The sequence below is a fragment of the Pseudomonas spelaei genome (assembly GCF_009724245.1).
GTDB classification, from domain to species: domain Bacteria; phylum Pseudomonadota; class Gammaproteobacteria; order Pseudomonadales; family Pseudomonadaceae; genus Aquipseudomonas; species Aquipseudomonas spelaei.
Genome location: NZ_WNNK01000006.1, coordinates 136,124 through 159,033 on the forward strand (window position 1 = coordinate 136,124; position 22,910 = coordinate 159,033).

The following is a 22,910-nucleotide window of genomic DNA, read 5'->3' on the forward strand; positions in this document are numbered from 1 at the left end:
CAAAATTTGCTAGAACCCAGTCGCACCGGGATAATGCGCCCCACTCGGCCATTGCTCCCTGTCCCGTTAATCCGGGCCAACCGCCGCACAAGGAAGCCCGCAGGGGCGGGAAATCTTCTCAGTGATCAATTTCAACATCGCCCAATGGCGCGCCTGGGCCCCCGGGCTCGAAAGCGCGGACGACTGGCGCGCCTGGTGTCAGGCCCCGGTGTTGCTGGCCAGCAGCGAAGCCGCCCCCGATGTGTCATTCCTGCCTGCCATGCAACGCAGGCGCCTGAGTCGCCTGGCGCGGATGGCGTTCAGTGTCGGCTGGCCGCTGGCCGAAGGCCTGCAGCACCTGCCACTGGTGTTTATTTCCCGCCACGGCGAAACCCCACGCACCCTGGAGATTCTCAGCGACCTGGCCAACGACCAGCCGCTGTCGCCCACACAGTTCAGCTTGTCGGTGCATAACGCGGTGATTGGCCTGTGGTCGATCCTGCGCAATGAAACCAGTGAAATGACCGCCCTCGCCGCTGCGGGCGATGGCCTGGAGCACGGCATGCTGGAAGCCGCCGCCCTGCTCAACGAAGGCGCACCCGCCGTATTGCTGGTGATCAGCGAAGAAAAGCCCCCTGAGGCTTACGCCAGCTGGATCGACGACGTGCCATTCCCCTACGCCCTTGGGCTGCTACTGACACCGGGCGACGAATGGCAGCTGGAACTCACCGCCGCCACTGTCCAACCCTCCACCACAGCCCAGTGGCCCCATGCCCTGAACCTGCTGCGCACCCTGCTCAATGAGCAGAATGCCTGCCAACATGCCTGGAAGAACCGAGTATGGAACTGGCAACGCAAGCCCTGACCGACAAGCCTCGGCACGCCTACTACTGGCGTCTGTTCGCCACCGCCGCCAGCTTCACCGTGTTTGGCGTCGGCAGCCTGTGCCTGCGCTTGCTGGTATTTCCGCTGCTCAGTTGCTTGCCGGGTGGCGCCAGTCAGCATCAAAAGCGCGCCCGCCACACCATCAGTTGGCTGTTCTGGTGCTTTATTCGCATGATGCAGCGTTTGGGCATTCTCACTTACAACGTCGAAGGCGCCGAGAATCTTGGCCGCCCTGGCCAGATGATCGTCGCCAACCACCCGTCGCTGATCGACGTGGTGTTTCTGATCGGCCTGATGCGCCAGACCAACTGCGTGGTCAAGCAGAGCCTGTGGCAAAACCCGTTCACGCGCGGACCGGTGAGCGACGCCGGCTACATCAGCAATGACGGCAGCGCGGACATGCTCGATGCCGCTGCGAATGCCCTGCGGGAAGGCCAGACCCTGATCATATTTCCCGAAGGCACCCGTACCTCACCGGGCCAGATGCCGGCCTTTCATCGCGGGGGCGCCGCCATTGCCCTGCGGGGTGCGACAATCATCACCCCCGTGGTGATCACGGTCAGCCCCACCACTCTGACCAAGGCCGAACCCTGGTACCGCATCCCAAAACGTCGTTTTCACTTCAGTTTGCGAGTCGGTGCCGATATAGAACCACAGGCGTTTGCAGCACTGGGGCCCGCGCCCCAGGCTTCACGCAAGCTCAACGATTACCTGCACCAGTATTTTATTAAGGAGCTCGCCGAAGATGAGCGACCAACACCGCCTTGAGCACGACATAAAAGCGCTGATCATTGAGGCCCTGGGCCTTGAAGACATCAGCGTGGACGACATCGGCAACGAGCAAACCCTGTTCGGCGAAGGCCTGGGCCTGGATTCCGTCGATGCCCTGGAATTGGGCCTGGCCATCCAGAAAAAGTACGGCATCAAGATAGATGCCGACGCCAAGGACACTCGCAATCACTTCACCAACGTGGCCAGCCTCGCGGCGTTCGTCACGGCCCGACAGGCAGCTTGAGACCGTACCATGCAAACTCGTGACGATATTTTCAACACCCTGCGCGACGCCTTGGTGGAACTGTTTGAACTGGAACCTGAACGCGTCACCCTCGACGCCAACCTGTATCAGGACCTGGAAATCGACAGCATCGATGCGGTCGACCTGATCGACCACATCAAGCGCCAGACCGGCAAGAAAATCGCCGCCGAAGAGTTCAAGGCCGTGCGCACCGTGAACGACGTGGTCGAGGCGGTCTACCGTCTGGTCCAGCCGGCCGCATGAGCCGGCTGATCGGCCTTGGCCTGTTGCTGGCGGGGCTGCTGTACCCCTTTGCGGTGTATTTCGGTACGGAGCATTTTGCACCGTGGCAATTTGGCCTGCTGCTGGCCTGCCTCTGGCTACTGCGGGCGCTGACCGGTGCCCGCAACCCAGGCGCCCGCTGGATGGCGGTGGTGGCCGTTGTGTTTTGCCTGCTGCTGGCCTGGTTCGATAACCCGCAACTGTTGCGCTGGTACCCAAGCCTGGTCAGCGGCTTCATGCTGGCGTTGTTCGGCCTGAGCCTCAAGTATGGCCCGCCGATGGTCGAGCGCCTGGCACGCATGACCGAGCCGCAACTGCCCGACGTGGCGATTCGATATACCCGTCAGGTCACCGTGGTCTGGAGTGTATTTTTTCTGTGTAACGGCCTGTTCGCTGCCGCCCTCACACTGTGGGCGCCGCTGAGCTGGTGGACGTTGTACAACGGCCTGATCGCCTACGGGTTGATGGGGCTGTTGTTTGCCGTGGAATGGCTGGTACGACAAAGGATTCGAGGCCGCGTATGAATTGGTTGAATCTTGAGCACTTGCTGCTTGAGCCTGTGGCGCAGCGCCCAGTTACCCGTGCGCCGGCGTTGAATCATGCGCAACTGTGGGAACAATCCCTGAGCCTGGCGGCCGGGCTGCAAGCTCGTGGCATCCAGCGGCTGGCGGTGCATCTGGAAGATGCCGGCGTGTTGGCGACTGCCCTCCTGGGCGCCTGGCGCGCCGGAGTCAGTGTGCTGTTGCCGGCCGACCTGCAACCCCAAACCCGTCAACGCTGGGCGGACGACGTGGACGGTTGGCTGACAGAAGCCGCCGATCTCGACGCGCTCTACCAGGCACCATTGGCCGCCGCCGCCCTCGACCTGGATCATTGCCAATTAAGCCTGTGCACCTCCGGCTCCAGTGGCGAACCCAAGCGCATCGATAAAACCCTGCGGCAACTGGCCAATGAGGTTCAGGCGCTGGAAACCCTATGGGGCGCTGAGCTCGGTGAAGCCTGCATCATCGGCAGCGTTGCCACTCAACACATCTACGGCTTGCTGTTCCGGGTGCTGTGGCCGCTGTGTGCCGGGCGGACCTTTGTGCGCCAGCAACTGGCCTTTCCGGAAGACCTGCAGCGGGCCAGCCGCGAACAGCCGCACTTCGCCTGGATCGCCAGCCCGGCGCTGCTCAAGCGCATGGGCGACAACCTCGACTGGCCGGCATTGAGTGCGGTCAAGCGCGTGTTCTCCTCCGGTGGCGCCTTGCCAATGGAAGCCGCCAGTAGCCTGCAGCAACGCTTGCAGCAATGGCCGACGGAAATCCTCGGCAGCTCGGAAACCGGCGGCATCGCCTGGCGCCAGGGCGAGCAGCCCTGGCAGCCGTTTGCCGATGTGCAGATAAGCCAGAACGCTGACGGTGCCTTGCGCATCGCCTCGCCGTACTTGCCCGCCGGGCACATCGAGCAGACCGCCGACGCCGCGAAGATCCACGCCGATGGTCGCTTCGAGCTGTTGGGCCGCCTGGACCGGATCGTCAAGCTGGAAGAAAAACGCATCTCCCTGCCGATGCTGGAACAGGCACTGATGGATCACCCTTGGGTCGCGGAAACCCGCCTCGGGGTGGTGCAGGAAAACCGCGCCTCCCTCGGCGCCCTGGTGGTGCTCAAAGCGCCCGGCCTGCATGCCCTGCGTAATCAAGGCCGACGCACCGTCACCCAAACCCTGCGCCAGCACCTGAGCCAACACTGCGAAGCCCTGGCATTGCCGCGCCGCTGGCGCCTGCTGCGTCAGTTACCGCTTAATACCCAAGGCAAGTTGCCCCAGGCCGACGTCGAAGCGCTGCTGCTCGCGCCTCGGCCCAAGGCCCCAGAAGTGCTGGAGCAAGTGGAAACCAACGGCGAATGGACCCTGCAACTGGCGATCCCGCCGGACCTGGCCTACTTCAGCGGCCACTTCCCGCAAACCCCGGTACTGCCGGGTGTCGTGCAAGTGGACTGGGCGTTGAGCCTGGGCCAGCAGTTGCTCGACCTGCCGGGCAAATTCGCCGGAATGGAAGTGCTCAAGTTCCAGCAGTTGGTACGCCCCGACGACCGGATTGAACTGCACCTGCGCTTCGACCGCGAACGCAGCAAGTTGTACTTCTCCTACCGCAACGACACGGCCGCCTGCTCCAGTGGCCGGATAGTGCTGGAGGCAGACCATGTATAAGCCTGGTGAGTGCTACGCACTCAATCGCGGGCAAGCCCGCTCCCACTTTGGGTCGGTGTGGGAGCTGGCTTGCCTGCGATGCAGGCGACTCGGTACATCAGGGACGCCCGATCATGCATAACCCCTGCGCCGTGATCCCGGTCTACAACCACGAAGCTGCCGTGCCTGCCGTGGTCCGCAGCCTGCTGGACAGTGGCTTGCCGTGCCTGTTGGTGGACGACGGTAGCAGCCTGGCTTGCGCGGCGGTCCTGGCGCAGCTTGCGACCCTCAACAATGTCTCGCTGGTCACCCTGCCCACCAACCAGGGCAAAGGCGGCGCCGTGATGATCGGTTTTCGCGAGGCCGCACGCCTGGGCTTCACCCATGCCCTGCAAGTGGACGCGGACGGCCAGCACGACCTGCGGGCAGTCAGCACCTTCCTTGACGCCTCGCGCACCCATCCCGAGGCGCTGATCTGCGGCTACCCGGAGTACGACCACAGCGTGCCCAAGGGCCGCTTGTATGGCCGCTACCTGACCCACGTGTGGGTGTGGATCAATAGCCTCTCATTGCAGATTCGTGATTCGATGTGTGGCTTTCGCATCTACCCGCTGCGACCAGTATTGGCGTTGATGGACTCGGCCAACATCGGCAAACGCATGGATTTCGACTCGGACATTATCGTGCGCCTGTCGTGGCGCAACCAGCCGATGCTCTGGCTGCCCACCAAAGTGCATTACCCCGCCGACGGCCTGTCGCACTTTCGGATGGTCCACGACAACGCCCTGATCTCTTCCATGCACACCCGCCTGTTCTTCGGCATGCTGCTGCGTGCGCCGATGATCCTCTGGCGAAGGTGGCAGGCATGAGTGACAGCACCCGGCATTGGGCCGACCGCCAGGAGCGCGGCAGTTTCTGGCTGATGAAGCTCACCGCATTCGGCGCCAAGTTCCTCGGCCGTCGGGTGTTGAGCCCGCTCCTGTATGGCATCGTTTTCTACTTCTTCCTGTTCGGCCGCACCGCCCGACAGAGCGCCTGGCAGTACCAGCAGCGGCTGGCCGAGTGGAGTGGTCGCGACGATCTACGCCCCACCCATAAAAGAGTCTTCGGCCAGTTCATGGCCTTCGGCGATGCCTTGCTGGACAAGCTCGACGTATGGAACGGCAAGCTGCGCCTGGAACAGATCGAAATCGTCGACCCGGCGAAACTGCGCGACCAACTGCGCGGCGAACGCGGGCAGATGCTGGTGGGCGCACATCTGGGCAACCTGGAAGTGTGCCGCGCGCTGGCGGAGCTGGGTGAGAAAGTCACCATGAACGTGTTGGTGCACACCAAGCACGCCGAGCGTTTCAATCGCCTGCTGGGCGAAGCCGGCGCCAGCAATCTACGACTGATCCAGGTCAGCGAACTGGACCCGGCGACCATGCTGCTGCTCAGCCAACGCCTGGACGACGGCGAGTGGTTGGCGATCGCCGGTGACCGCGTACCGCTGCATGGCGGGCGTACGGTTCGGGTGGATTTTCTCGGCCACGACGCGGCGTTTCCACAAGGCCCATGGCTGCTGGCAGGCCTGCTGAAATGCCCGGTCAACCTGTTGATGTGCCTGAAGCACGAAGGCCGTTATCGCTTGATCATCGAGCCCTTCACCCAACTGATCGAATGGAAGCGCAGCAACCGCCAGCAGGTGATCGCCCAATGGACCGCCCGCTACGCCGAGCGCCTGGGCCAGTTCTGCCTGCAAGCGCCCCAACAATGGTTCAACTTTTACCCTTTCTGGAAGACCGATGACGACGCATCTTGAGCCGGTAACCTTCGGCGAACTCCCTCTGCGCATCGAAGACGTGCTGGCCCTGGCCAACCGCCAAGTGCCGACTCAGTTGCAAAGCGATGCCGAGTATCGCCAACGCATCGCCAAGGGCGCGCAGTTCCTTGATTCGCTGCTGGACAAGGAAGGCGTGATCTACGGTGTCACCACCGGCTATGGCGACTCCTGCGTGGTGGCCGTGCCATTGCAGCACGTCGAAGCGCTGCCGCGTCATCTCTACACCTTTCACGGCTGCGGCCTGGGCAAGCTGCTGGATGCACAAGCGACCCGGGCAGTACTCGCCGCGCGTTTGCAGTCGCTGTGCCATGGCGTGTCCGGTGTGCGCGTGGAACTGCTGGAACGCCTGCACGCGTTCCTCGAATTCGACGTGCTGCCACTGATCCCGGAAGAAGGCTCGGTGGGCGCCAGCGGTGACCTGACGCCGCTGTCCTATGTGGCCGCGACCCTGTCCGGCGAGCGCGAAGTAATGTTCCGTGGCGAGCGTCGCCAGGCCGCCGATGTACACCGCGAACTGGGCTGGGACCCGCTGGTACTGCGCCCGAAAGAAGCCCTGGCGTTGATGAATGGCACCGCCGTGATGACCGGCCTGGCCTGCCTGGCCTTTGCCCGCGCCGATTATCTGCTGCAATTGGCCACGCGCATCACCGCACTGAACGTGGTGGCGCTGCAAGGTAATCCGGAGCACTTCGACGAACGCCTGTTCGCCGCCAAGCCGCATCCAGGGCAGATGCAAGTCGCCGCCTGGCTGCGCAAGGACCTGGCCATCGACGCGCCAACCGCGCCGTTGCATCGCCTGCAAGATCGCTACTCCCTGCGCTGCGCACCCCACGTCCTGGGGGTGCTGGCCGACAGCCTGAACTGGCTGCGCTCGTTCATCGAGATCGAACTCAACAGCGCCAATGACAACCCGATCATCGACGCCGAAGCCGAACGCGTACTGCACGGCGGGCATTTCTACGGTGGGCATATCGCCTTTGCCATGGACAGCCTCAAGACCCTGGTGGCCAACGTCGCCGACCTATTGGACCGGCAACTGGCGCTGCTGGTGGACGTGCGTTACAACCACGGTTTGCCGAGCAACCTGTCGGGCGCCCCCGCCGACCGGGCGATGATCAACCATGGCTTCAAGGCCGTGCAGATCGGCACCAGCGCCTGGACCGCCGAAGCCCTGAAAAACACGATGCCCGCCAGCGTGTTTTCACGCTCCACCGAGTGCCATAACCAGGACAAGGTGAGCATGGGCACCATCGCCGCCCGTGACGCCATCCGTGTGCTGGAGCTGACCGAACAGGTCGCCGCCGCCACCTTGCTCGCCGCCAATCAGGGTGTGTGGCTGCGAGGCCAAGTCGCAGACGCGCGTCCTCTGCCACCGGCCCTGGCCGCGATGCATGAAGCACTCGCCAAGGACTTCCCGCCAGTCATCGAAGACCGCGCCCTGGAAGGCGAACTGCGCCTGTGCCTGCAACGCATCGCCGAGCAACACTGGAGGCTGCATGCGTAGCAAGGGCGTGCTGCACAGCGACACCGAAATCCTGGTGCCGTTTTTCGACATCGACACCATGAATGTGGTGTGGCACGGCCATTACGTGAAGTACCTGGAAGTGGCCCGCTGCGCCTTGCTGGACAAGATCGGCCATAACTACACGACGATGCTCGAATCGGGCTACGCCTGGCCGGTGATCGATATGCAGCTGCGTTATGTGCGCGGCGCAACCTTCGGCCAAACCCTCAACGTGCGCGCCAGCCTGGTGGAGTGGGAGAGCCGCTTGAAGGTCAATTACCTGATTACTGACCTTGCCAGCGGCGAGCGCCTGACCCGCGCCAGCACCGTGCAAGTAGCGGTGGAGATTGCCAGCCGCGAAATGCAGTTGGCCTCGCCCAAGGTATTTACAGACGCTGTCGAAAGGGCTTTGAAATGAGATCCAATGTGGGAGCGACGGTGCGACGATTCGACTTGCTCGCGAAGGTCGTCAACGATAACGCAGGCCGCCTGACACTGCGCGGCGCCCTCGGGTTTTTCGCGAGCAAGCTCGCTCCTACACTGTTCGCACTGTTTGGTTTTACAGGCCTGGCTCAGGCCTTCGACCTGCAACAACTTAGCGATCAGTTGGCCAAACCGTCGGTGATTCACGGCAACTTCATCCAGGAAAAACACCTGCGTGCCCTGCCGCAACCACTGACCAGCAAGGGCACTTTTGTTCTGGCAAAGGACCACGGCCTGCTCTGGCTGCTCAAAACCCCACTGCAACAGGACTACCGCATCAGCGCCCAAGGCATTGCCCGCCGGGACGCCAACGGCTGGCAATTGCTCCCGAACAAGAGCGCCGGTGCCGAGCAGAACCGCCTGTTCCTCGCCGTCTTGCAAGGCGACAGCAGCGGCTTGCAGCGCGACTTCGAACTGCAACTGCAAGGCGAGGCCAAACAATGGAAGTTGACCTTGATCCCGCGCTCGCTGCTGCTCAAGCAAGTGTTCACCCAGATCAATATCGACGGCGGTGAATTGGTGCAAAAAATCGAACTGCTGGAAACCCAGGGCGACAGCACCGTACTGCGCATGCAGGACAGCACCGGCAGCCAACCGTTGAGCGACGCGGAGCAACATGATTTTGCCGAGTGAACGCTGGTTGCCGCGCCTGTTCCTGATCCTGCTGGTGGCTGTTTTGGCCCTGGCAGGCTGGCAATGGCGCCATGGCGCGCCGCTGTCTGCCAACCTGATGGAGTTGGTGCCAGGCACCGCGCCGGATGCCCTGGAGCTACGTGCCGAACAGCGCATGCAGGAGCCGTTGAACCGCGAGATGCTGGTGCTGGTGGGGCACACCGATCGCCAACAGGCGGTGGCCATGGCTCAGCAGTTGGGCGAACGCTGGCAAGCCAGCGGCCTGTTTGAAAAGGTCCAGTGGAACCTGCAAGCCGACCTGCCCGCCCTGCGTCAGCAGTTGCTGCAAGGGCGGCTGGCGATGCTCTCGGCCAAGGACCGCGAGCAGTTGATCGAACACCCACAAGCCTTCATTCAGCAACGGGTGCAGGCGCTGTTCGATCCCTTTACCGGGTTCAGCCTGGTGCCGAGCCAGGATGATTGGCTGGGCCTGACTGGACGTATCCAGAACAGCCAGCCGCAGCACGGTTCGGTGCAACTGGACATCGGCAGCGGCGCCTTGATCGCCGATGCCGACGGCAAGCGCTGGGTACTGCTGCGCGCGCGCACCACCGGCAATGCCTTCGATATGAAACTGCCGCTGCAAGTGGCCGACTTACTCAAAACCAGCCGGGAACAGGCCAGCCAGCAAGGTGTGCAATTACTCGCAGCCAGCGGCTTGTTGTACGCCGCCAATGGTCAGCAGCAGGCCACCCGGGAAATCACCTGGGTCGGCGGCGGCGCGACGGCCGGGATTCTGTTGCTGCTGTTACTGGCCTTCCGTCGTTGGCGGGTGTTGCTGGCGTTTGTGCCGGTGTTGGTGGGCATGTTGTTCGGTGCAGTGGCGTGTGTCGCGCTGTTCGGGCATATGCATGTGATGACCCTGGTGCTGGGCTCCAGCCTGATCGGGGTGGCCGTCGATTACCCACTGCACTATCTGTCCAAGAGCTGGAGCATGAGCCCCTGGCGCAGTTGGCCGGCCTTGCGCCTGACCTTGCCGGGTTTGAGCCTGAGCCTGGCCACCAGTTGCATCGGTTATCTGGCATTGGCCTGGACACCGTTCCCGGCCCTGACCCAGATTGCCGTGTTCTCCGCCGCAGGTTTGGTGGGCGCGTATCTGTCGGCGGTGTGCTTGCTGCCGGCGTTGCTCAAGGGCGTCGAGCTGCGTCCGGCCCAGTGGCCGCTACGGATCGCCGAGTTTTTGCTGAGCGTGCGCGAGTCCCTGCTCAAGCGTTTGCCGAGCCCGGTGTTGCTGGTGTTGGTATTGCTGTTTTGCGCCGGTGGTTTGTGGCACCTGAACAGCAAAAACGATATCCGCCAGTGGATCGGCGCACCACCGCAATTGCTGCAGGAAGCCCAGGCCATTGCGCGCATTACCGGCTATCAACCCACCAGCCAATTCTTTCTGGTGCGGGCTGACAATCAACAACAGTTGCTGGAGCGTCAGGCAGCCTTGGGCCAGCGCCTGGATCAACTGGTGAACATGGACAAGCTCCAGGGTTATCTGGCGCTGAACCAATTGGTCAGTCAACCCAGCGAACAGCAGCAAGTACGCGAAGCCCTGAGCAAACTGCCGCAATTCTGGCAACCGCTGCTGGACCTCGGCGTACCGGCCAGCGCCCTGCAAGCCGAACTGGCGCACCTGCAAGCCCTGCCCACCGAAGACATCGACGCCGCCTTGAGCGGCCCGCTGGCCGAACCTTGGCGCCTGCTGTGGCTCGGCCCGACCGACACCGGCGTGGCGGCGATGGTCAGCCTGCAAGGGTTGAATAACCCGGCGCTGCTGCGAGTCCAGGCCCTGGATCTTCCGGGCGTGCAATTGGTGGATCGCCTGGGTGACTTGAACCGGGTATTCGCCGCCACCCAGATCAGCGCAGCCGAGTTGAAGCTGATGTCCTGCGTGCTGATCGTGCTGCTGTTGATCCTGCCTTTCGGCTTCGGTGGCGCCCTGCGTATTGTTGCCCTGCCGTTGCTCGCAGCCCTGTGCAGCCTGGCCAGCCTCGGCTGGCTGGGACAGCCGCTGACCCTGTTCAGCCTGTTCGGCCTGCTACTGGTGACCGCCATCAGCGTCGATTACGCGATCCTGATGCGCGAGCAAATCGGCGGTGCCGCCGTGAGTCTGCTGGGCACCTTGCTGGCGGCCGTGACGACGTGGTTGTCGTTCGGCCTGCTGGCGATTTCCAGCACGCCGGCGGTGAGTAATTTTGGCCTGTCGGTGAGCCTCGGACTGGCCTTCAGTTTTATCCTCGCGCCATGGGCTGGCCGTCAGGGACACACCCCATGAATTCGATTATCGCCAACGCGGCAAGGAGCCCTCGTGTCCACAGTTGAAATAGAGCGTCGCCAGGTGGTGGTGATTGGGGCCGGCCCGTCCGGCGCCATTGCTGCCGCCTTGCTCAAACGTAACGGGCATGACGTCTTGATCATCGAGCGCCAGCACTTCCCGCGCTTTTCCATCGGTGAAAGCCTGCTGTCGCACTGCATCGACTTCATCGAAGAGGCCGGGATGCTGGAGGCCGTCAACGCAGCGGGTTTTCAGGTAAAAACCGGTGCTGCGTTTGCCTGGGGCGAGCGCTACAGCGCCTTCGACTTCGGCGACACCTTCAGCAACGGCAAGCCCACCACTTTCCAGGTGCAGCGTGCTGACTTCGACAAGCTGCTGGCTGATCAGGCCGCGCGGCAAGGGGTGGAAATCCGCTACGGCGAGACGATCGTCGGTGTCGACTTCGCTGCGGGCAGCCGCTATCTGCATGTCCGTCGGGAGAACGGCAGCGAGTATCACCTCAAGGCCGGCTTCGTCCTCGACGCCAGCGGCTATGGCCGCGTGTTACCGCGTCTGCTGGACTTGGAAGCACCTTCGAATTTCCCGTTGCGCCAAGCAGTGTTTACCCACATCGAAGACCGCATCGAGCACCCAGGCTTCGACCGCACCAAGATCCTCGTCACCACTCACCCGACAAAGCGCGATATCTGGTTCTGGACCATCCCGTTCAGCAACGGCCGCTGTTCGGTGGGTGTGGTCGCCGCCAAGGAGCATTTCGACGGTCGCGATACCGACCTCGATGCCTGCTTGCGTAGTTTTATCAATGAAACGCCAAGCCTCTCTACAGTGCTGAAAAATGCCGTCTGGGATACTCCGGCGCGCACCATCGGTGGCTACTCGGCCAACGTCAAAACCTTGCACGGCCCGGGCTTCGCGCTGCTGGGCAATGCCGCTGAGTTTCTGGACCCGGTGTTCTCCTCTGGTGTGACCATTGCCATGCGTTCGGCGAGTATGGCCGCTGGCCTGTTGCATCGTCAGTTGCAGGGCGAACCTGTCGACTGGCAAACCCAGTTCGCCGAACCGTTGAAGCGCGGTGTCGACACCTTTCGCTGCTACGTCGAAGGCTGGTATGCCGGGACCTTCCAGGATGTGATTTTCCATCCCGGCAGTTCCCCGGCGATTCGCGGGATGATCAGTTCGATCCTCGCCGGTTACGCCTGGGATGAACGTAATCCGTTTGTCAGCGAACCCAAACGGCGGTTACGGATGTTGTCGGAAATTTGTGCAGGGGATGCGGTATGAGCAGTTCTTCTTATCAAAAAGGGTACTTGAGCAAAAACTACGTCGAGGAAACCAAGTTCGGTTTCTGGTTTCTGCGCAGCCACACCTGGCAGCACCATGTGTTGCGGGTAGCCATCAATGACCTGCGCGGCCTGTTCAGCGATCCACTGCCGGCGGCGCCGGTGCTGCTGGATGCCGGCTGCGGCCAGGGCAAGTCGTTCCAGTATTTGCAGCAGGTGTTTGCGCCTGAACGCTTGATTGGCCTGGACGCCGACCCCCACAGCCTGGAACTGAGCCGCGCCGAAGCCGCACGTCAGAACTTGGCCATCGAATTGATCGGCAGCGACTGCGCCACCCTCAAAGTAGCCGACGACAGTGTCGATATCCTGTTCTGCCACCAGACCTTCCATCATCTGGTAGAACAGCAGCGAGCGTTGACGGAGTTCTACCGAGTGCTCAAGCCCGGCGGCTATCTGCTGTTTGCCGAGTCCACCGAGGCCTATATCGACACCTGGGTGATTCGCTGGCTGTTCCGCCATCCCATGCACGTACAAAAAAGCGCAGAAGAGTACCTGGAGATGATTCGCGAACAGGGCTTCGAATTCGGTCCGCAGAATGTTTCGTACCCGTACTTGTGGTGGAGCCGCTCCACGGATTTCGGCTTGCTGGAACGCTGGGGCCTGCGTCGTCCGAAACCCTTCGGTGAGCGGGAAGAAACCCTGGTCAACGTGGTCGCCCGCAAACCCCTGGCAGGTGCCGGGCAATGATCCGCAGGCTGCTGATGGGTTGTCTGTTGCTGCTGAGCGCCTGCGCCAGCCAGCCACCGTTGCCGACCCATAACCCAAGCCTGGCCTTGCCGCTGCAATTGCACGTGGTGCGCGAGCAGGACGCCCAGCGCCAGGATTGGCTGCTGGTGATCCAACGGGAAGGCGGCGGTATTCGCTGGTCGATGATGGACCCGCTGGGCATCCCCCTGGCCCGGCAGAAGTTGATCAACGGTGCGTGGCAAGCTGACGGCTTGTTGCCCCCAAACCCTCAGGCTCGAGAGCTGTTTGCTGCCTTACTGTTTGCCCTGACGTCGGCGGATGAAGTCTCCACGCTGTATCCTGGCACTCAGGAAATGGACCTGACACGCACCCTCCCGTCCCGCTGGCAGGTCATTTATCACTCCTCCCTGGTGTTTCGCGTGAGCCTGCCGGGGCAACACCTGATCTACCACATCAGCCCGCTTGAGACCGCCCGATGACCGCCTACCTGAATGCGCTCGGCGTCATCTGTGCCCTGGGCCGCGACAAGCGTGAAGTCAGCCGCAACCTGTTTGCCGGTGACTGTTCAGGCATGCGCGATGAAGGCGGCTGGGTGCCGGAACGCGTGTTGCCGGTGGCTGGTGTGCATGGCGAACTGGCGGCAATCCCACTTGGGCTGGAGCCACAAAGCAGTCGCAATAACCAACTGTTGCTGGAAGCGGCGTTGCAGATCCAGGACGAGATCCAACACGCGATCAAGACCTTTGGTGCGTCGCGCATCGGTATCATCCTCGGTACCAGCACCTCGGGGATCGATGAAGCCAGTCGCGGTATCGCCCATTACCTGAGCAACCAGCAGTTCCCCAGCGACTACAACTATCAGCAACAAGAGCTCAGCGCCCCGGCCACGTTTCTCGCCGACTGGTTGCAAACCAGCGGCCCGGCCTATGTGATTTCCACCGCCTGCACCTCCGGCGCCCGCGCGTTGATGAGCGCCCAGCGCCTGCTGGATCTTGGCATCTGCGACGTGGTGCTGTGCGGCGGTGTCGACAGCCTGTGCAAACTGACCCTCAATGGATTCACCTCCCTGGAGGCGGTCAGCGGGCAGCGCTGCAATCCGTTTTCGGTCAATCGCAATGGCATCAACATCGGTGAAGCTGCTGCGCTGTTTCTCATGAGCAAAGTGCCGGGCCCCATCGCCCTGCTGGGCAGTGGCGCCAGCTGCGACGCCCACCATATTTCCGCCCCGGACCCGAGCGGCAAAGGCGCACTGTTGGCAATGGGCAAGGCCTTGGCCAGCGCCCTCCTGAAGCCTGAACAGATCGGCTACCTGAACCTGCACGGCACCGCGACCCAGCACAACGACGCCATGGAAAGCCTGGCGGTGGCCAGCCTGTTCCCAAACGGCGTGGCCTGCTCCTCGACCAAACCCATGACCGGTCACACCCTGGGCGCAGCCGGAGCGCTGGAGGCCGCGTTCTGCTGGCTGAGCCTGTCTGCCGACAACAGCGCCCATGCCTTGCCGCCTCATGTCTGGGACGGCCAAGCCGACCCTGCGCTGCCGGCCTTGCAGTGGGTCACACCCGCCGACCTCCTGGAAAAGCGCTGCCTGATGAGCAATTCCTTCGCCTTTGGCGGCAACAACGTCAGCCTGATTATCGGAGACGCCCCATGATCGATTGGCCGCTCGCCGAACTGCTGCCCCACGCCGGTGACATGATCCTGATCGATCAAGTCCTGGCGTTTGATGAAGAGCAGATTCATACCCGTCTCACCGTCAAGCCCGACGGCCTGTTCAACCGCCCCGACGGCAGCTTGCCGGCCTGGGTTGGCGTAGAGTTGATGGCACAAAGTGTCGCCGCCTACGCCGGTTGCCGTGCCCGCCAGCAGGGTGACCCAGTGGAGCTGGGGTTCCTGCTGGGCACCCGTAAATATGAATGCAACGTCGAGTACTTTCCCGCCGGCACCGAACTGACCATCCACGGTCTGCGCTCCCTGGAAGACGACAACGGCATGGGTGTGTTCGAATGCCACCTCACCGGGGACGGCATCCAGGCCAGTGCACGCTTGAACGTATTTCGACCGCCTCAGGTGGCCAATTATTTAGATGAATCGAAGGACACAACACCATGACTGAATCCGTTCTGGTTACCGGCTCCAGCCGTGGTATCGGTCGCGCCATTGCCCTGCGCCTGGCCCAGGCCGGCCATGACATCGTGCTGCATTGCCGCAGCGGTCGTGCCGAAGCGGATGCCGTACAGGCTGAGGTTGAAGCGCTGGGCCGTAAGGCCCGGGTGCTGCAATTCGACGTTTCGGATCGCGCCGCCTGCAAGCAAATCCTCGAAGCCGACGTGGAAACACACGGCGCTTACTACGGCGTGGTGCTCAATGCCGGGCTGACCCGCGACGGCGCGTTTCCCGCACTGTCGGAAGAAGACTGGGACGTGGTGATGCGCACCAATCTCGATGGTTTCTACAACGTGCTGCACCCGGTGATGATGCCGATGATTCGTCGTCGCGCTGCCGGGCGGATCGTATGTATTACCTCCGTGTCCGGGCTGATCGGCAATCGTGGCCAGGTCAACTACAGCGCGTCCAAGGCCGGCTTGATCGGCGCCGCCAAGGCCTTGGCTATCGAGCTGGGCAAACGCAAGATCACCGTCAACTGCGTAGCGCCCGGGTTGATCGACACGGCGATGCTGGATGAAAACGTGCCGGTGGAAGAACTGATGAAGATGATCCCGGCCCAACGCATGGGCACCCCGGAGGAAGTCGCCGGTGCAGTGAATTTCCTGATGTCGGCAGAAGCCGGCTATATCACTCGCCAGGTGCTGGCCGTTAATGGAGGCCTGTGCTGATGAAACGCGTGGTTGTCACCGGCATGGCCGGCATCACTTCCTTGGGCCGCGATTGGGACAGTATCGCCGCCAACTTTCGCGCCAATCGCAGCGGCATCCGGCGCATGGATGAGTGGGATCGTTTCAGTGAATTGAATACACGGCTGGCCGGGCCAATCGACGATTTCGTCGTGCCGGCCCACTGGACCCGCAAGCAGCTGCGCAGCATGGGTCGGGTCTCACGCCTGGCGGTGTGGGCAGCGGAACAGGCGTTGCAGGATGCCGGTTTACTGGGCGACGAATCGATCAAGGACGGGCGCATGGGCGTTGCGTGTGGCTCGTCCACCGGCAGCACCGACGAGATCAAGGCGTTCGGCAACATGCTGCTGAACTCGGTGGCCGAGGGGCTGAATGCCAACTCCTACGTGCGGATGATGCCCCACACCACGGCTGCCAATATCAGCATCTTCTTCGGCCTCACCGGGCGCCTGATCCCAACGTCCAGCGCCTGCACCAGCGGCAGCCAGGGCATCGGCTACGCCTATGAAGCCATCAAGTTCGGCCGCCTGCCGCTGATGCTCGCCGGTGGTGCCGAGGAGCTGTGTCCCACCGAGGCCATGGTGTTCGATGCGCTGTACGCCACCAGCCTGAAAAACGACGCCCCGCAAACCAGCCCGCGCCCCTACGACAGTGGCCGCGACGGTCTGGTGATCGGTGAAGGCGGCGGCATGCTGGTACTCGAAGAACTGGAACACGCCCTGGCCCGTGGTGCACATATCCACGCCGAGATCGTCGGCTTCGGCAGCAACGCCGACGGCCAGCACACCACCCGCCCCGAACAGAGCACCATGCGCCGGGCCATGGAACTGGCCCTGGAAGACGCAGGCCTGGCGCCTGCCGCCATCGGCTACGTCAACGGTCACGGCACGGCCACGGAACAGGGCGACATCGCTGAAACCTTGGCCACCAGCAGCCTGTTCGGCAGCCGCATGCCCATCAGTTCGCAGAAGAGCTTCCTCGGCCATACCTTGGGCGCCTGTGGCGCGTTGGAGTCCTGGTTCAGCATCGAGATGATGAACAGCGACCAATACGTGCACACCTTCAACCTCGACGAAGTTGACCCGCGCTGCGGCGAACTGGATTACCTGCGCAGCGCGTTCCGCGAGCTGCACAACGACTACGTGATGAACAACAACTTTGCCTTTGGCGGCGTCAACACTTCGCTGATCTTTCGCCGCTGGCCGTAAGCTTTTTTATTGATTGGAGAAAACGGAATGTCTTCCTTGCTACGCGCAACACTGATCACCCTGGCCCTGCTGACCACCGCCGGCTGCACCAACAAACCGGTGCTCAACACCCAGCACGACCTGCCGGCGCAGGTCAGTGACGAAAAGATGAAACAGACCATCGTCGCAGCACTGGAAAAGCGCGAATGGACGGTGCAGCGCTTCAGCCCGCAACTGATCCAGGCCGAGATCACCGTGCGCAATCAATTCCACGCTGAAATCGACATCCGCTACACCCGCAACAGCTACGCCATCACCTACCGCGACAGCCGTGACCTGGGCTACAAGGACGGCAAGATTCATCGCAACTACAACCGCTGGATCAGCATGCTGGACCGGGACATCTTGGCGGGGTTGCGTTCCACGGGTGCGAGTGAGGCAGGTTCGGCGGTACAGGTGTTCCCGCAGACCGGGACCGCCCAGTAACAGCGAAGATCAAAGGTGGGAGCTGTCGAGTCCCGGCGAGGCTGCGATAGCGGTGGGTCAGCCTGCATCAATGTTTGTAGTGCAGACGCCATCGCAGCCTCGCCGGGGCTCGACAGCTCCCACACTGGACTCACTTCGCTTGATGGATCTGTATTTCTTAGTGTACCGACATCAAGGCTTGTCCTCTCGCCACCAGCAACTCGACAAACGCCTTGGCCATTGGCGATCGCTGGTCCTTGCGCTGCACCAGCCACACCGCCGTCACCGCTTCCGGGTCCAGTAACGTCCGGTAGACCACGCCATCAATGCGCATTCGCTGATACGACGCCGGCAATACCGAAACGCCAAGTCCCGCTGCCACCAAGCCAATAATCGTCATCGCCTCCCCCGCTTCCTGGGCAAAATGCGGGCTGAAGCCGGCGTCACGGGCCAGGTTGAGCAACTGCGCATACAAGCCGCTGCCGTAGGTTCGTGGGAAAAACACAAAAGGCTCTTCGGCCAGTTGCGCCAAGTACAAACCGCGCTCGCTGCCTTCTACCAACGGATGGCCTGCGCTCAGCACGGCCACCAACGGCTCGCGCATCAACTCCACCACGCTCAACGAATCAGATAACGGTAACGGCCGCATCAGTCCCACCTGAATCGACTCATCCACCAACGACTCGGCCACTTGAGTGCTACTCATCTCCTGCAAATTGAGTTGCACCGCAGGGAACGCCTGGCGAAAGGCAAAGATCGCTTGTGGAATACTGGAGTTGAACGGCGCAGAAGACGTGAAGCCGATCTTCAATTCCCCCAGTTCACCTAACTGTGCCCGACGCGCCACATCGGCTGCTTTATCAACCTGGGCCAGTACCAACCGCGCTTCTTGCAGGAACAGCCTGCCTGCCTCGCTCAGCTCAACCCGACGGTTGGTACGCTCAAATAACCGTGCGCCGACCTCCAGCTCCAGCGCCTGAATCTGCTGGCTCAGCGGCGGCTGGGAAATACCCAGCACCTGCGCGGCGCGGCCAAAATGCAGCTCTTCAGCCACGGCGATGAAGTAACGCAGATGGCGCAATTCCATACAAATCCCATTAGGTCGTAAAAGCTATCAAACAGGTCGAACAATATATTGGAAAGAATCATTAGGGAGCTATATTCTTTTTTTCATTGCCAGCCCTGGCAGTCTTTCCTCCCCGAGGTCCCGCGTGAAATCTGCTGTCGCTCCAGTTGCTCAAGAACGCCCACCCACTGCCCTGGACGAGGTGGTGGCACAGCTCAATGAGCCGTACATCGAAAAAGGCACGCCGATGTTCATGCGCACGGTGCTGGCGCTGTTTTCCGGTGGTTTCGCTACGTTTGCCCTGCTCTATTGCGTGCAACCAATGATGCCGGCACTGTCCGACGAGTTCTCCATCAATGCGGCGCAGAGCAGCCTGATTCTCTCGGTCGCGACCGCGATGCTTGCCTTTGGGCTGCTGATCACCGGACCGATTTCCGACCGCCTTGGGCGCAAGCCGGTCATGGTAGCGGCGTTGTTCTGTGCTGCGCTGTGCACCATCGCCAGCGGCCTGATGCCGACCTGGGAAGGTATCCTGCTGATGCGGGCGCTGGTAGGCCTGTCCCTCAGTGGTCTGGCGGCGGTGGCGATGACTTACCTGAGCGAAGAGATCCACCCGCAACATATCGGCCTGGCGATGGGTTTGTACATCGGGGGTAATGCCATTGGCGGGATGAGCGGACGCTTGATCATTGGTGTGCTGATCGACTTCGTCAGTTGGCACACGGCGATGCTGATCATCGGTGCCCTGGCGCTGATCGCGGCCACGGTGTTCTGGAAAATCCTCCCCGAATCGCGCAACTTCCGCGCCAGCAGCCTCAAGCCCCGTAGCCTGCTGGACGGCTTCGTCATGCACTTCAAGGACGCCGGCCTGCCGTGGCTGTTCCTGGAAGCCTTCCTGCTGATGGGCAGCTTCGTCACCCTGTTCAACTACATCGGTTATCGCTTGCTGGCCGCCCCGTACGACCTGAGCCAAGCCGTCGTCGGTTTGCTTTCGCTGGTGTACCTCTCGGGCATCTACAGCTCGGCAAAGATTGGCTCCCTGGCTGATCGCCTCGGCCGCCGACGCGTGCTGTGGGCCACCATCGTACTGATGCTCGCGGGCATCGCCCTGACGTTGTTCACGCCGCTGGTGCTAGTGGTCGTCGGCATGTTGATGTTCACGTTTGGCTTCTTCGGCGCCCACTCGGTGGCCAGTAGCTGGATTGGCCGTCGGGCGCTGAAGGCCAAGGGGCAGGCGTCGTCCCTGTACCTGTTCAGCTACTACGCCGGGTCGAGTATTGCGGGCACGGCGGGCGGGTTCTTCTGGCACTTTGCCGGGTGGAACGGGATTGGCGGGTTTATCGTGGCGTTGTTGATTGGCGCGCTGTTGGTGGCGCTGAAGCTGGCGAAGTTGCCACCGCTGGGACAAGTGCGGGCCTGACGCGATTTGCTTTATGTGGGAGCTGGCTTGCCTGCTCCCACAGTTGTTTTGCGTGTTACTCGTGATACTGCGCCGACAACTCATGCACCGCCCGCAGGAACGCGCCTGCGTGCTCCGGATCCACTTCCGGGGTAATGCCGTGGCCAAGGTTGAACACGTGGCCGCTGCCCTTGCCATAGCTGGCGAGGATACGGCCAACTTCAGTGCGGATAGCTTCTGGCTTGGCGTAGAGCACAGTCGGGTCCATGTTGCCTTGCAGCGCAACCTTGTTACCCACCCGGCGGCGGGCTTCGCCGAGGTCGCAGGTCCAGTCCAGGCCCAATGCATCAGCACCCGCATCGGCGATGCTTTCCAGCCACAGGCCACCGCCCTTGGTGAACATGATGACCGGCACCTTGCGGCCTTCGTGTTCGCGGATCAGGCCGCTGATGATCTTGCGCATGTAGGCCAGGGAGAACTCCTGGTACGCCGCCGCCGACAGGTTGCCGCCCCAGGTGTCGAAGATCTGCACGGCCTGGGCGCCCGCCATGATCTGGCCATTGAGGTAGGAGGTGACCGATTGCGCCAGCTTGTCCAGCAGCAGGTGCATGGCTTGCGGGTTGTCGTAGAGCATGGCCTTGGTCTTGCGGAAGTCTTTCGACGAACCGCCTTCGACCATATAGGTGGCCAGGGTCCATGGGCTGCCGGAGAAGCCGATCAGCGGCACGCGGCCATTGAGTTCGCGGCGGATGGTGCTGACGGCATCCATCACGTAGCCCAGATCCTTGTGGGGATCAGGAATCGGCAGGGCTTCGATGTCGGCCAGGGTGCTGACGACTTTCCTGAACCGCGGGCCTTCGCCGGTTTCGAAGTACAGGCCTTGGCCCATGGCGTCAGGGATGGTCAGGATATCGGAGAAGAGGATGGCCGCATCCAGCTGTGGGTAGCGGTCCAGCGGTTGCATCGTGACTTCGCAGGCGAACGCTGGATTCATGCACAGGCTCATGAAGTCGCCGGCGTGGGCGCGGCTGGCGCGGTATTCCGGCAGGTAGCGACCGGCCTGGCGCATCATCCACACAGGGGTGACGTCCACGGGTTGCTTGAGCAGGGCACGAAGGAAACGGTCGTTCTTGAGGGCAGTCATGTCGGCATCCGCAAAAAAAGTGCGGGCATTTTCTCAGAGCGCGACGCAAAAGGCACGGCAAGAGCCGTGCCTTTTGTCTATCGGGTCAATTTGTCGCGGTGTCTTGCGAACTTGCTGACACCACAACCCCCACTGTGGAATGAGGTTTAGGTGGGAGCTGGCTTGCCTGCGATGCGGGCAACTCGGTCTTTCAGTAGGACCGAGGTGATGCTATCGCAGGCAAGCCAGCTCCCACAGTTGATCGCATTTCAGATTGAAACTTGATCAGACCTGCAGGTAGTCCAGGATACCTTCAGCGGCGTTGCGGCCTTCGAAGATGGCCGTCACCACCAAATCAGAACCACGAACCATGTCGCCACCGGCGAAGATTTTCGGGTTGCTGGTCTGGTGTTTGTACTGGCCTTGTTCCGGGGCTACAACACGGCCCTGACTGTCGGTCTGGATCTCGAACTGCTCGAACCATGGCGCCGGGCTTGGACGGAAACCGAAGGCGATGACCACCGCATCAGCCGGGATGATCTCTTCGGAACCCGGGATCGGCTCTGGGCTGCGACGGCCACGGGCATCCGGTTCACCGAGACGGGTCTCGACCACTTTCACGCCTTCAACGCGATCCTCGCCAACAATGGCAATCGGCTGGCGGTTGTAGAGGAATTTCACGCCTTCTTCCTTGGCGTTCTTCACCTCTTTGCGCGAGCCCGGCATATTGGCTTCGTCACGACGATACGCACAGGTCACCGACTTGGCGCCCTGGCGAATCGAAGTCCGATTGCAGTCCATCGCGGTGTCACCACCGCCCAGCACCACGACCTTCTTGCCTTTCATGTCGACAAAATCTTCCGGCGACTTTTCAAAGCCCAGGTTGCGGTTGACGTTGGCGATCAGGAAGTCCAAAGCGTCATACACGCCAGGCAGGTCCTCGCCGGCAAAACCGCCCTTCATGTAGGTGTAGGTGCCCATGCCCATGAACACGGCATCGTATTCTTCGAGCAGTTGCTCCATGGTCACGTCTTTGCCGATCTCGGTGTTGAGACGGAACTCGATGCCCATACCGGTGAAGACTTCGCGGCGATGGCTCAGCACGGTCTTTTCCAGCTTGAACTCGGGGATACCGAAGGTCAGCAGGCCGCCGATTTCCGGGTTCTTGTCGAACACCACCGGGGTCACGCCGCCACGCACCAGCACGTCGGCACAGCCCAGGCCCGCAGGGCCCGCGCCGATGATCGCCACACGCTTGCCGGTCGGCTTGACCTTGGACATGTCCGGGCGCCAGCCCATGGCGAACGCGGTGTCAGTGATGTACTTCTCCACCGAACCGATGGTCACCGCACCAAAACCGTCGTTAAGGGTGCAAGCACCCTCGCACAGACGATCCTGTGGGCACACCCGGCCGCAGACTTCCGGCAAGGTGTTGGTCTGGTGCGACAGCTCGGCGGCAGCGAGGATGTTGCCCTCGGCCACCAATTTCAGCCAGTTGGGAATGAAGTTGTGCACCGGGCACTTCCATTCGCAATACGGGTTACCGCACCCCAGGCAGCGGTGGGCCTGGTCGGCCGAATGCTGGGGTTTGAAGGGCTCGTAGATTTCCACGAACTCTTTCTTGCGTTGACGCAACAGTTTCTTCTTCGGATCTTTGCGCCCGACATCGATGAACTGGAAGTCGTTATTCAGACGTTCAGCCATGTTAAAACC

Annotated in this window: 24 protein-coding genes; 21 read left to right on the forward strand and 3 right to left on the reverse strand. The window is 62.0% G+C overall.

The features are described 5' to 3' along the window. Nucleotides 1-121: 121 nt before the first annotated feature. The 20 genes from GNF76_RS09205 to GNF76_RS09300 all read left to right on the forward strand — a co-directional run bounded on the left by GNF76_RS09205 (nucleotide 122) and on the right by GNF76_RS09300 (nucleotide 17,630). A complete protein-coding gene (locus tag GNF76_RS09205) occupies nucleotides 122-844 on the forward strand; it encodes a beta-ketoacyl synthase chain length factor (RefSeq protein ID WP_178123246.1) in 723 nt (240 codons plus the stop codon). Then, nucleotides 820-1,632: a lysophospholipid acyltransferase family protein gene (locus tag GNF76_RS09210; protein WP_155582865.1), complete on the forward strand. Its 813-nt coding sequence runs from the start codon at nucleotides 820-822 to the stop codon at nucleotides 1,630-1,632. The genes GNF76_RS09205 and GNF76_RS09210 overlap by 25 nt, the downstream gene beginning before the upstream one ends. Further along, nucleotides 1,610-1,879 (forward strand): phosphopantetheine-binding protein, encoded by a 270-nt coding sequence (locus tag GNF76_RS09215; protein ID WP_155582866.1) that lies wholly within the window; start codon nucleotides 1,610-1,612, stop codon nucleotides 1,877-1,879. The genes GNF76_RS09210 and GNF76_RS09215 overlap by 23 nt, the downstream gene beginning before the upstream one ends. 9 nt (nucleotides 1,880-1,888) lie before the next feature. Continuing rightward, the gene (locus GNF76_RS09220; RefSeq protein WP_003209389.1) at nucleotides 1,889-2,143 is read left to right on the forward strand and encodes an acyl carrier protein; all 255 of its coding nucleotides are present in this window, start codon (nucleotides 1,889-1,891) and stop codon (nucleotides 2,141-2,143) included. Continuing rightward, complete coding sequence (locus tag GNF76_RS09225; RefSeq protein ID WP_155582867.1) at nucleotides 2,140-2,685, forward strand: COG4648 family protein; 546 nt, start codon at nucleotides 2,140-2,142, stop codon at nucleotides 2,683-2,685. Before GNF76_RS09220 ends, GNF76_RS09225 begins: the two co-directional genes overlap by 4 nt. Next, complete coding sequence (locus tag GNF76_RS09230; protein WP_155582868.1) at nucleotides 2,682-4,352, forward strand: ApeI family dehydratase; 1,671 nt, start codon at nucleotides 2,682-2,684, stop codon at nucleotides 4,350-4,352. The genes GNF76_RS09225 and GNF76_RS09230 overlap by 4 nt, the downstream gene beginning before the upstream one ends. Nucleotides 4,353-4,465: 113 nt before the next feature. Further along, nucleotides 4,466-5,200 carry a glycosyltransferase family 2 protein gene (locus GNF76_RS09235; protein WP_155582869.1) on the forward strand — a complete coding sequence of 245 codons (735 nt, stop codon included), beginning with the start codon at nucleotides 4,466-4,468 and terminating at the stop codon, nucleotides 5,198-5,200. After that, nucleotides 5,197-6,132 (forward strand): lysophospholipid acyltransferase family protein, encoded by a 936-nt coding sequence (locus GNF76_RS09240; RefSeq protein WP_155582870.1) that lies wholly within the window; start codon nucleotides 5,197-5,199, stop codon nucleotides 6,130-6,132. The genes GNF76_RS09235 and GNF76_RS09240 overlap by 4 nt, the downstream gene beginning before the upstream one ends. Beyond that, complete coding sequence (locus tag GNF76_RS09245) at nucleotides 6,116-7,657, forward strand: HAL/PAL/TAL family ammonia-lyase (protein ID WP_155582871.1); 1,542 nt, start codon at nucleotides 6,116-6,118, stop codon at nucleotides 7,655-7,657. Before GNF76_RS09240 ends, GNF76_RS09245 begins: the two co-directional genes overlap by 17 nt. Next, a complete protein-coding gene (locus tag GNF76_RS09250; protein ID WP_155582872.1) occupies nucleotides 7,650-8,075 on the forward strand; it encodes an acyl-CoA thioesterase in 426 nt (141 codons plus the stop codon). Before GNF76_RS09245 ends, GNF76_RS09250 begins: the two co-directional genes overlap by 8 nt. After that, nucleotides 8,072-8,773, forward strand: coding sequence for an outer membrane lipoprotein carrier protein LolA (locus GNF76_RS09255; protein WP_155582873.1), 702 nt, complete (start codon nucleotides 8,072-8,074; stop codon nucleotides 8,771-8,773). Before GNF76_RS09250 ends, GNF76_RS09255 begins: the two co-directional genes overlap by 4 nt. Then, nucleotides 8,763-11,075: an MMPL family transporter gene (locus GNF76_RS09260; RefSeq protein WP_155582981.1), complete on the forward strand. Its 2,313-nt coding sequence runs from the start codon at nucleotides 8,763-8,765 to the stop codon at nucleotides 11,073-11,075. The genes GNF76_RS09255 and GNF76_RS09260 overlap by 11 nt, the downstream gene beginning before the upstream one ends. A gap of 33 nt (nucleotides 11,076-11,108) precedes the next feature. Then, complete coding sequence (locus tag GNF76_RS09265) at nucleotides 11,109-12,356, forward strand: NAD(P)/FAD-dependent oxidoreductase (RefSeq protein WP_178123247.1); 1,248 nt, start codon at nucleotides 11,109-11,111, stop codon at nucleotides 12,354-12,356. Next, nucleotides 12,353-13,102 (forward strand): class I SAM-dependent methyltransferase, encoded by a 750-nt coding sequence (locus GNF76_RS09270; RefSeq protein WP_155582874.1) that lies wholly within the window; start codon nucleotides 12,353-12,355, stop codon nucleotides 13,100-13,102. The genes GNF76_RS09265 and GNF76_RS09270 overlap by 4 nt, the downstream gene beginning before the upstream one ends. Beyond that, nucleotides 13,099-13,581 (forward strand): hypothetical protein, encoded by a 483-nt coding sequence (locus GNF76_RS09275; RefSeq protein ID WP_155582875.1) that lies wholly within the window; start codon nucleotides 13,099-13,101, stop codon nucleotides 13,579-13,581. The genes GNF76_RS09270 and GNF76_RS09275 overlap by 4 nt, the downstream gene beginning before the upstream one ends. Continuing rightward, nucleotides 13,578-14,756 (forward strand): beta-ketoacyl-[acyl-carrier-protein] synthase family protein, encoded by a 1,179-nt coding sequence (locus GNF76_RS09280; protein ID WP_155582876.1) that lies wholly within the window; start codon nucleotides 13,578-13,580, stop codon nucleotides 14,754-14,756. Before GNF76_RS09275 ends, GNF76_RS09280 begins: the two co-directional genes overlap by 4 nt. After that, nucleotides 14,753-15,214, forward strand: coding sequence for a hotdog family protein (locus GNF76_RS09285; protein WP_155582877.1), 462 nt, complete (start codon nucleotides 14,753-14,755; stop codon nucleotides 15,212-15,214). Before GNF76_RS09280 ends, GNF76_RS09285 begins: the two co-directional genes overlap by 4 nt. Then, the gene (fabG, locus tag GNF76_RS09290) at nucleotides 15,211-15,939 is read left to right on the forward strand and encodes a 3-oxoacyl-ACP reductase FabG (protein WP_155582878.1); all 729 of its coding nucleotides are present in this window, start codon (nucleotides 15,211-15,213) and stop codon (nucleotides 15,937-15,939) included. The genes GNF76_RS09285 and fabG overlap by 4 nt, the downstream gene beginning before the upstream one ends. Further along, on the forward strand, nucleotides 15,939-17,165 hold the full coding sequence (locus GNF76_RS09295; RefSeq protein WP_155582879.1) for a beta-ketoacyl-ACP synthase: 1,227 nt from the start codon (nucleotides 15,939-15,941) through the stop codon (nucleotides 17,163-17,165). Before fabG ends, GNF76_RS09295 begins: the two co-directional genes overlap by 1 nt. A gap of 27 nt (nucleotides 17,166-17,192) precedes the next feature. Further along, entirely contained in the window at nucleotides 17,193-17,630 is a 438-nt protein-coding gene (locus tag GNF76_RS09300; RefSeq protein ID WP_155582880.1) for a hypothetical protein, read from the forward strand. A 157-nt stretch (nucleotides 17,631-17,787) separates the two neighbouring features. Here the strand turns inward: GNF76_RS09300 and GNF76_RS09305 are convergent, their stop codons facing one another. Next, nucleotides 17,788-18,696, reverse strand: a complete 909-nt coding sequence (locus GNF76_RS09305; protein WP_155582881.1) for a LysR family transcriptional regulator — start codon at nucleotides 18,694-18,696, stop codon at nucleotides 17,788-17,790. 172 nt (nucleotides 18,697-18,868) lie between these two features. On the opposite strand from GNF76_RS09305, the gene GNF76_RS09310 reads away from it, so the two are divergent. Next, nucleotides 18,869-20,095: an MFS transporter gene (locus GNF76_RS09310; protein ID WP_155582982.1), complete on the forward strand. Its 1,227-nt coding sequence runs from the start codon at nucleotides 18,869-18,871 to the stop codon at nucleotides 20,093-20,095. Nucleotides 20,096-20,150: 55 nt separating this feature from the next. Here the strand turns inward: GNF76_RS09310 and hemE are convergent, their stop codons facing one another. Beyond that, complete coding sequence (gene hemE, locus GNF76_RS09315; RefSeq protein ID WP_155582882.1) at nucleotides 20,151-21,218, reverse strand: uroporphyrinogen decarboxylase; 1,068 nt, start codon at nucleotides 21,216-21,218, stop codon at nucleotides 20,151-20,153. Between the two features lie 264 nt (nucleotides 21,219-21,482). Then, nucleotides 21,483-22,901, reverse strand: a complete 1,419-nt coding sequence (locus GNF76_RS09320; protein ID WP_003209353.1) for an FAD-dependent oxidoreductase — start codon at nucleotides 22,899-22,901, stop codon at nucleotides 21,483-21,485. Nucleotides 22,902-22,910: the final 9 nt, after the last annotated feature.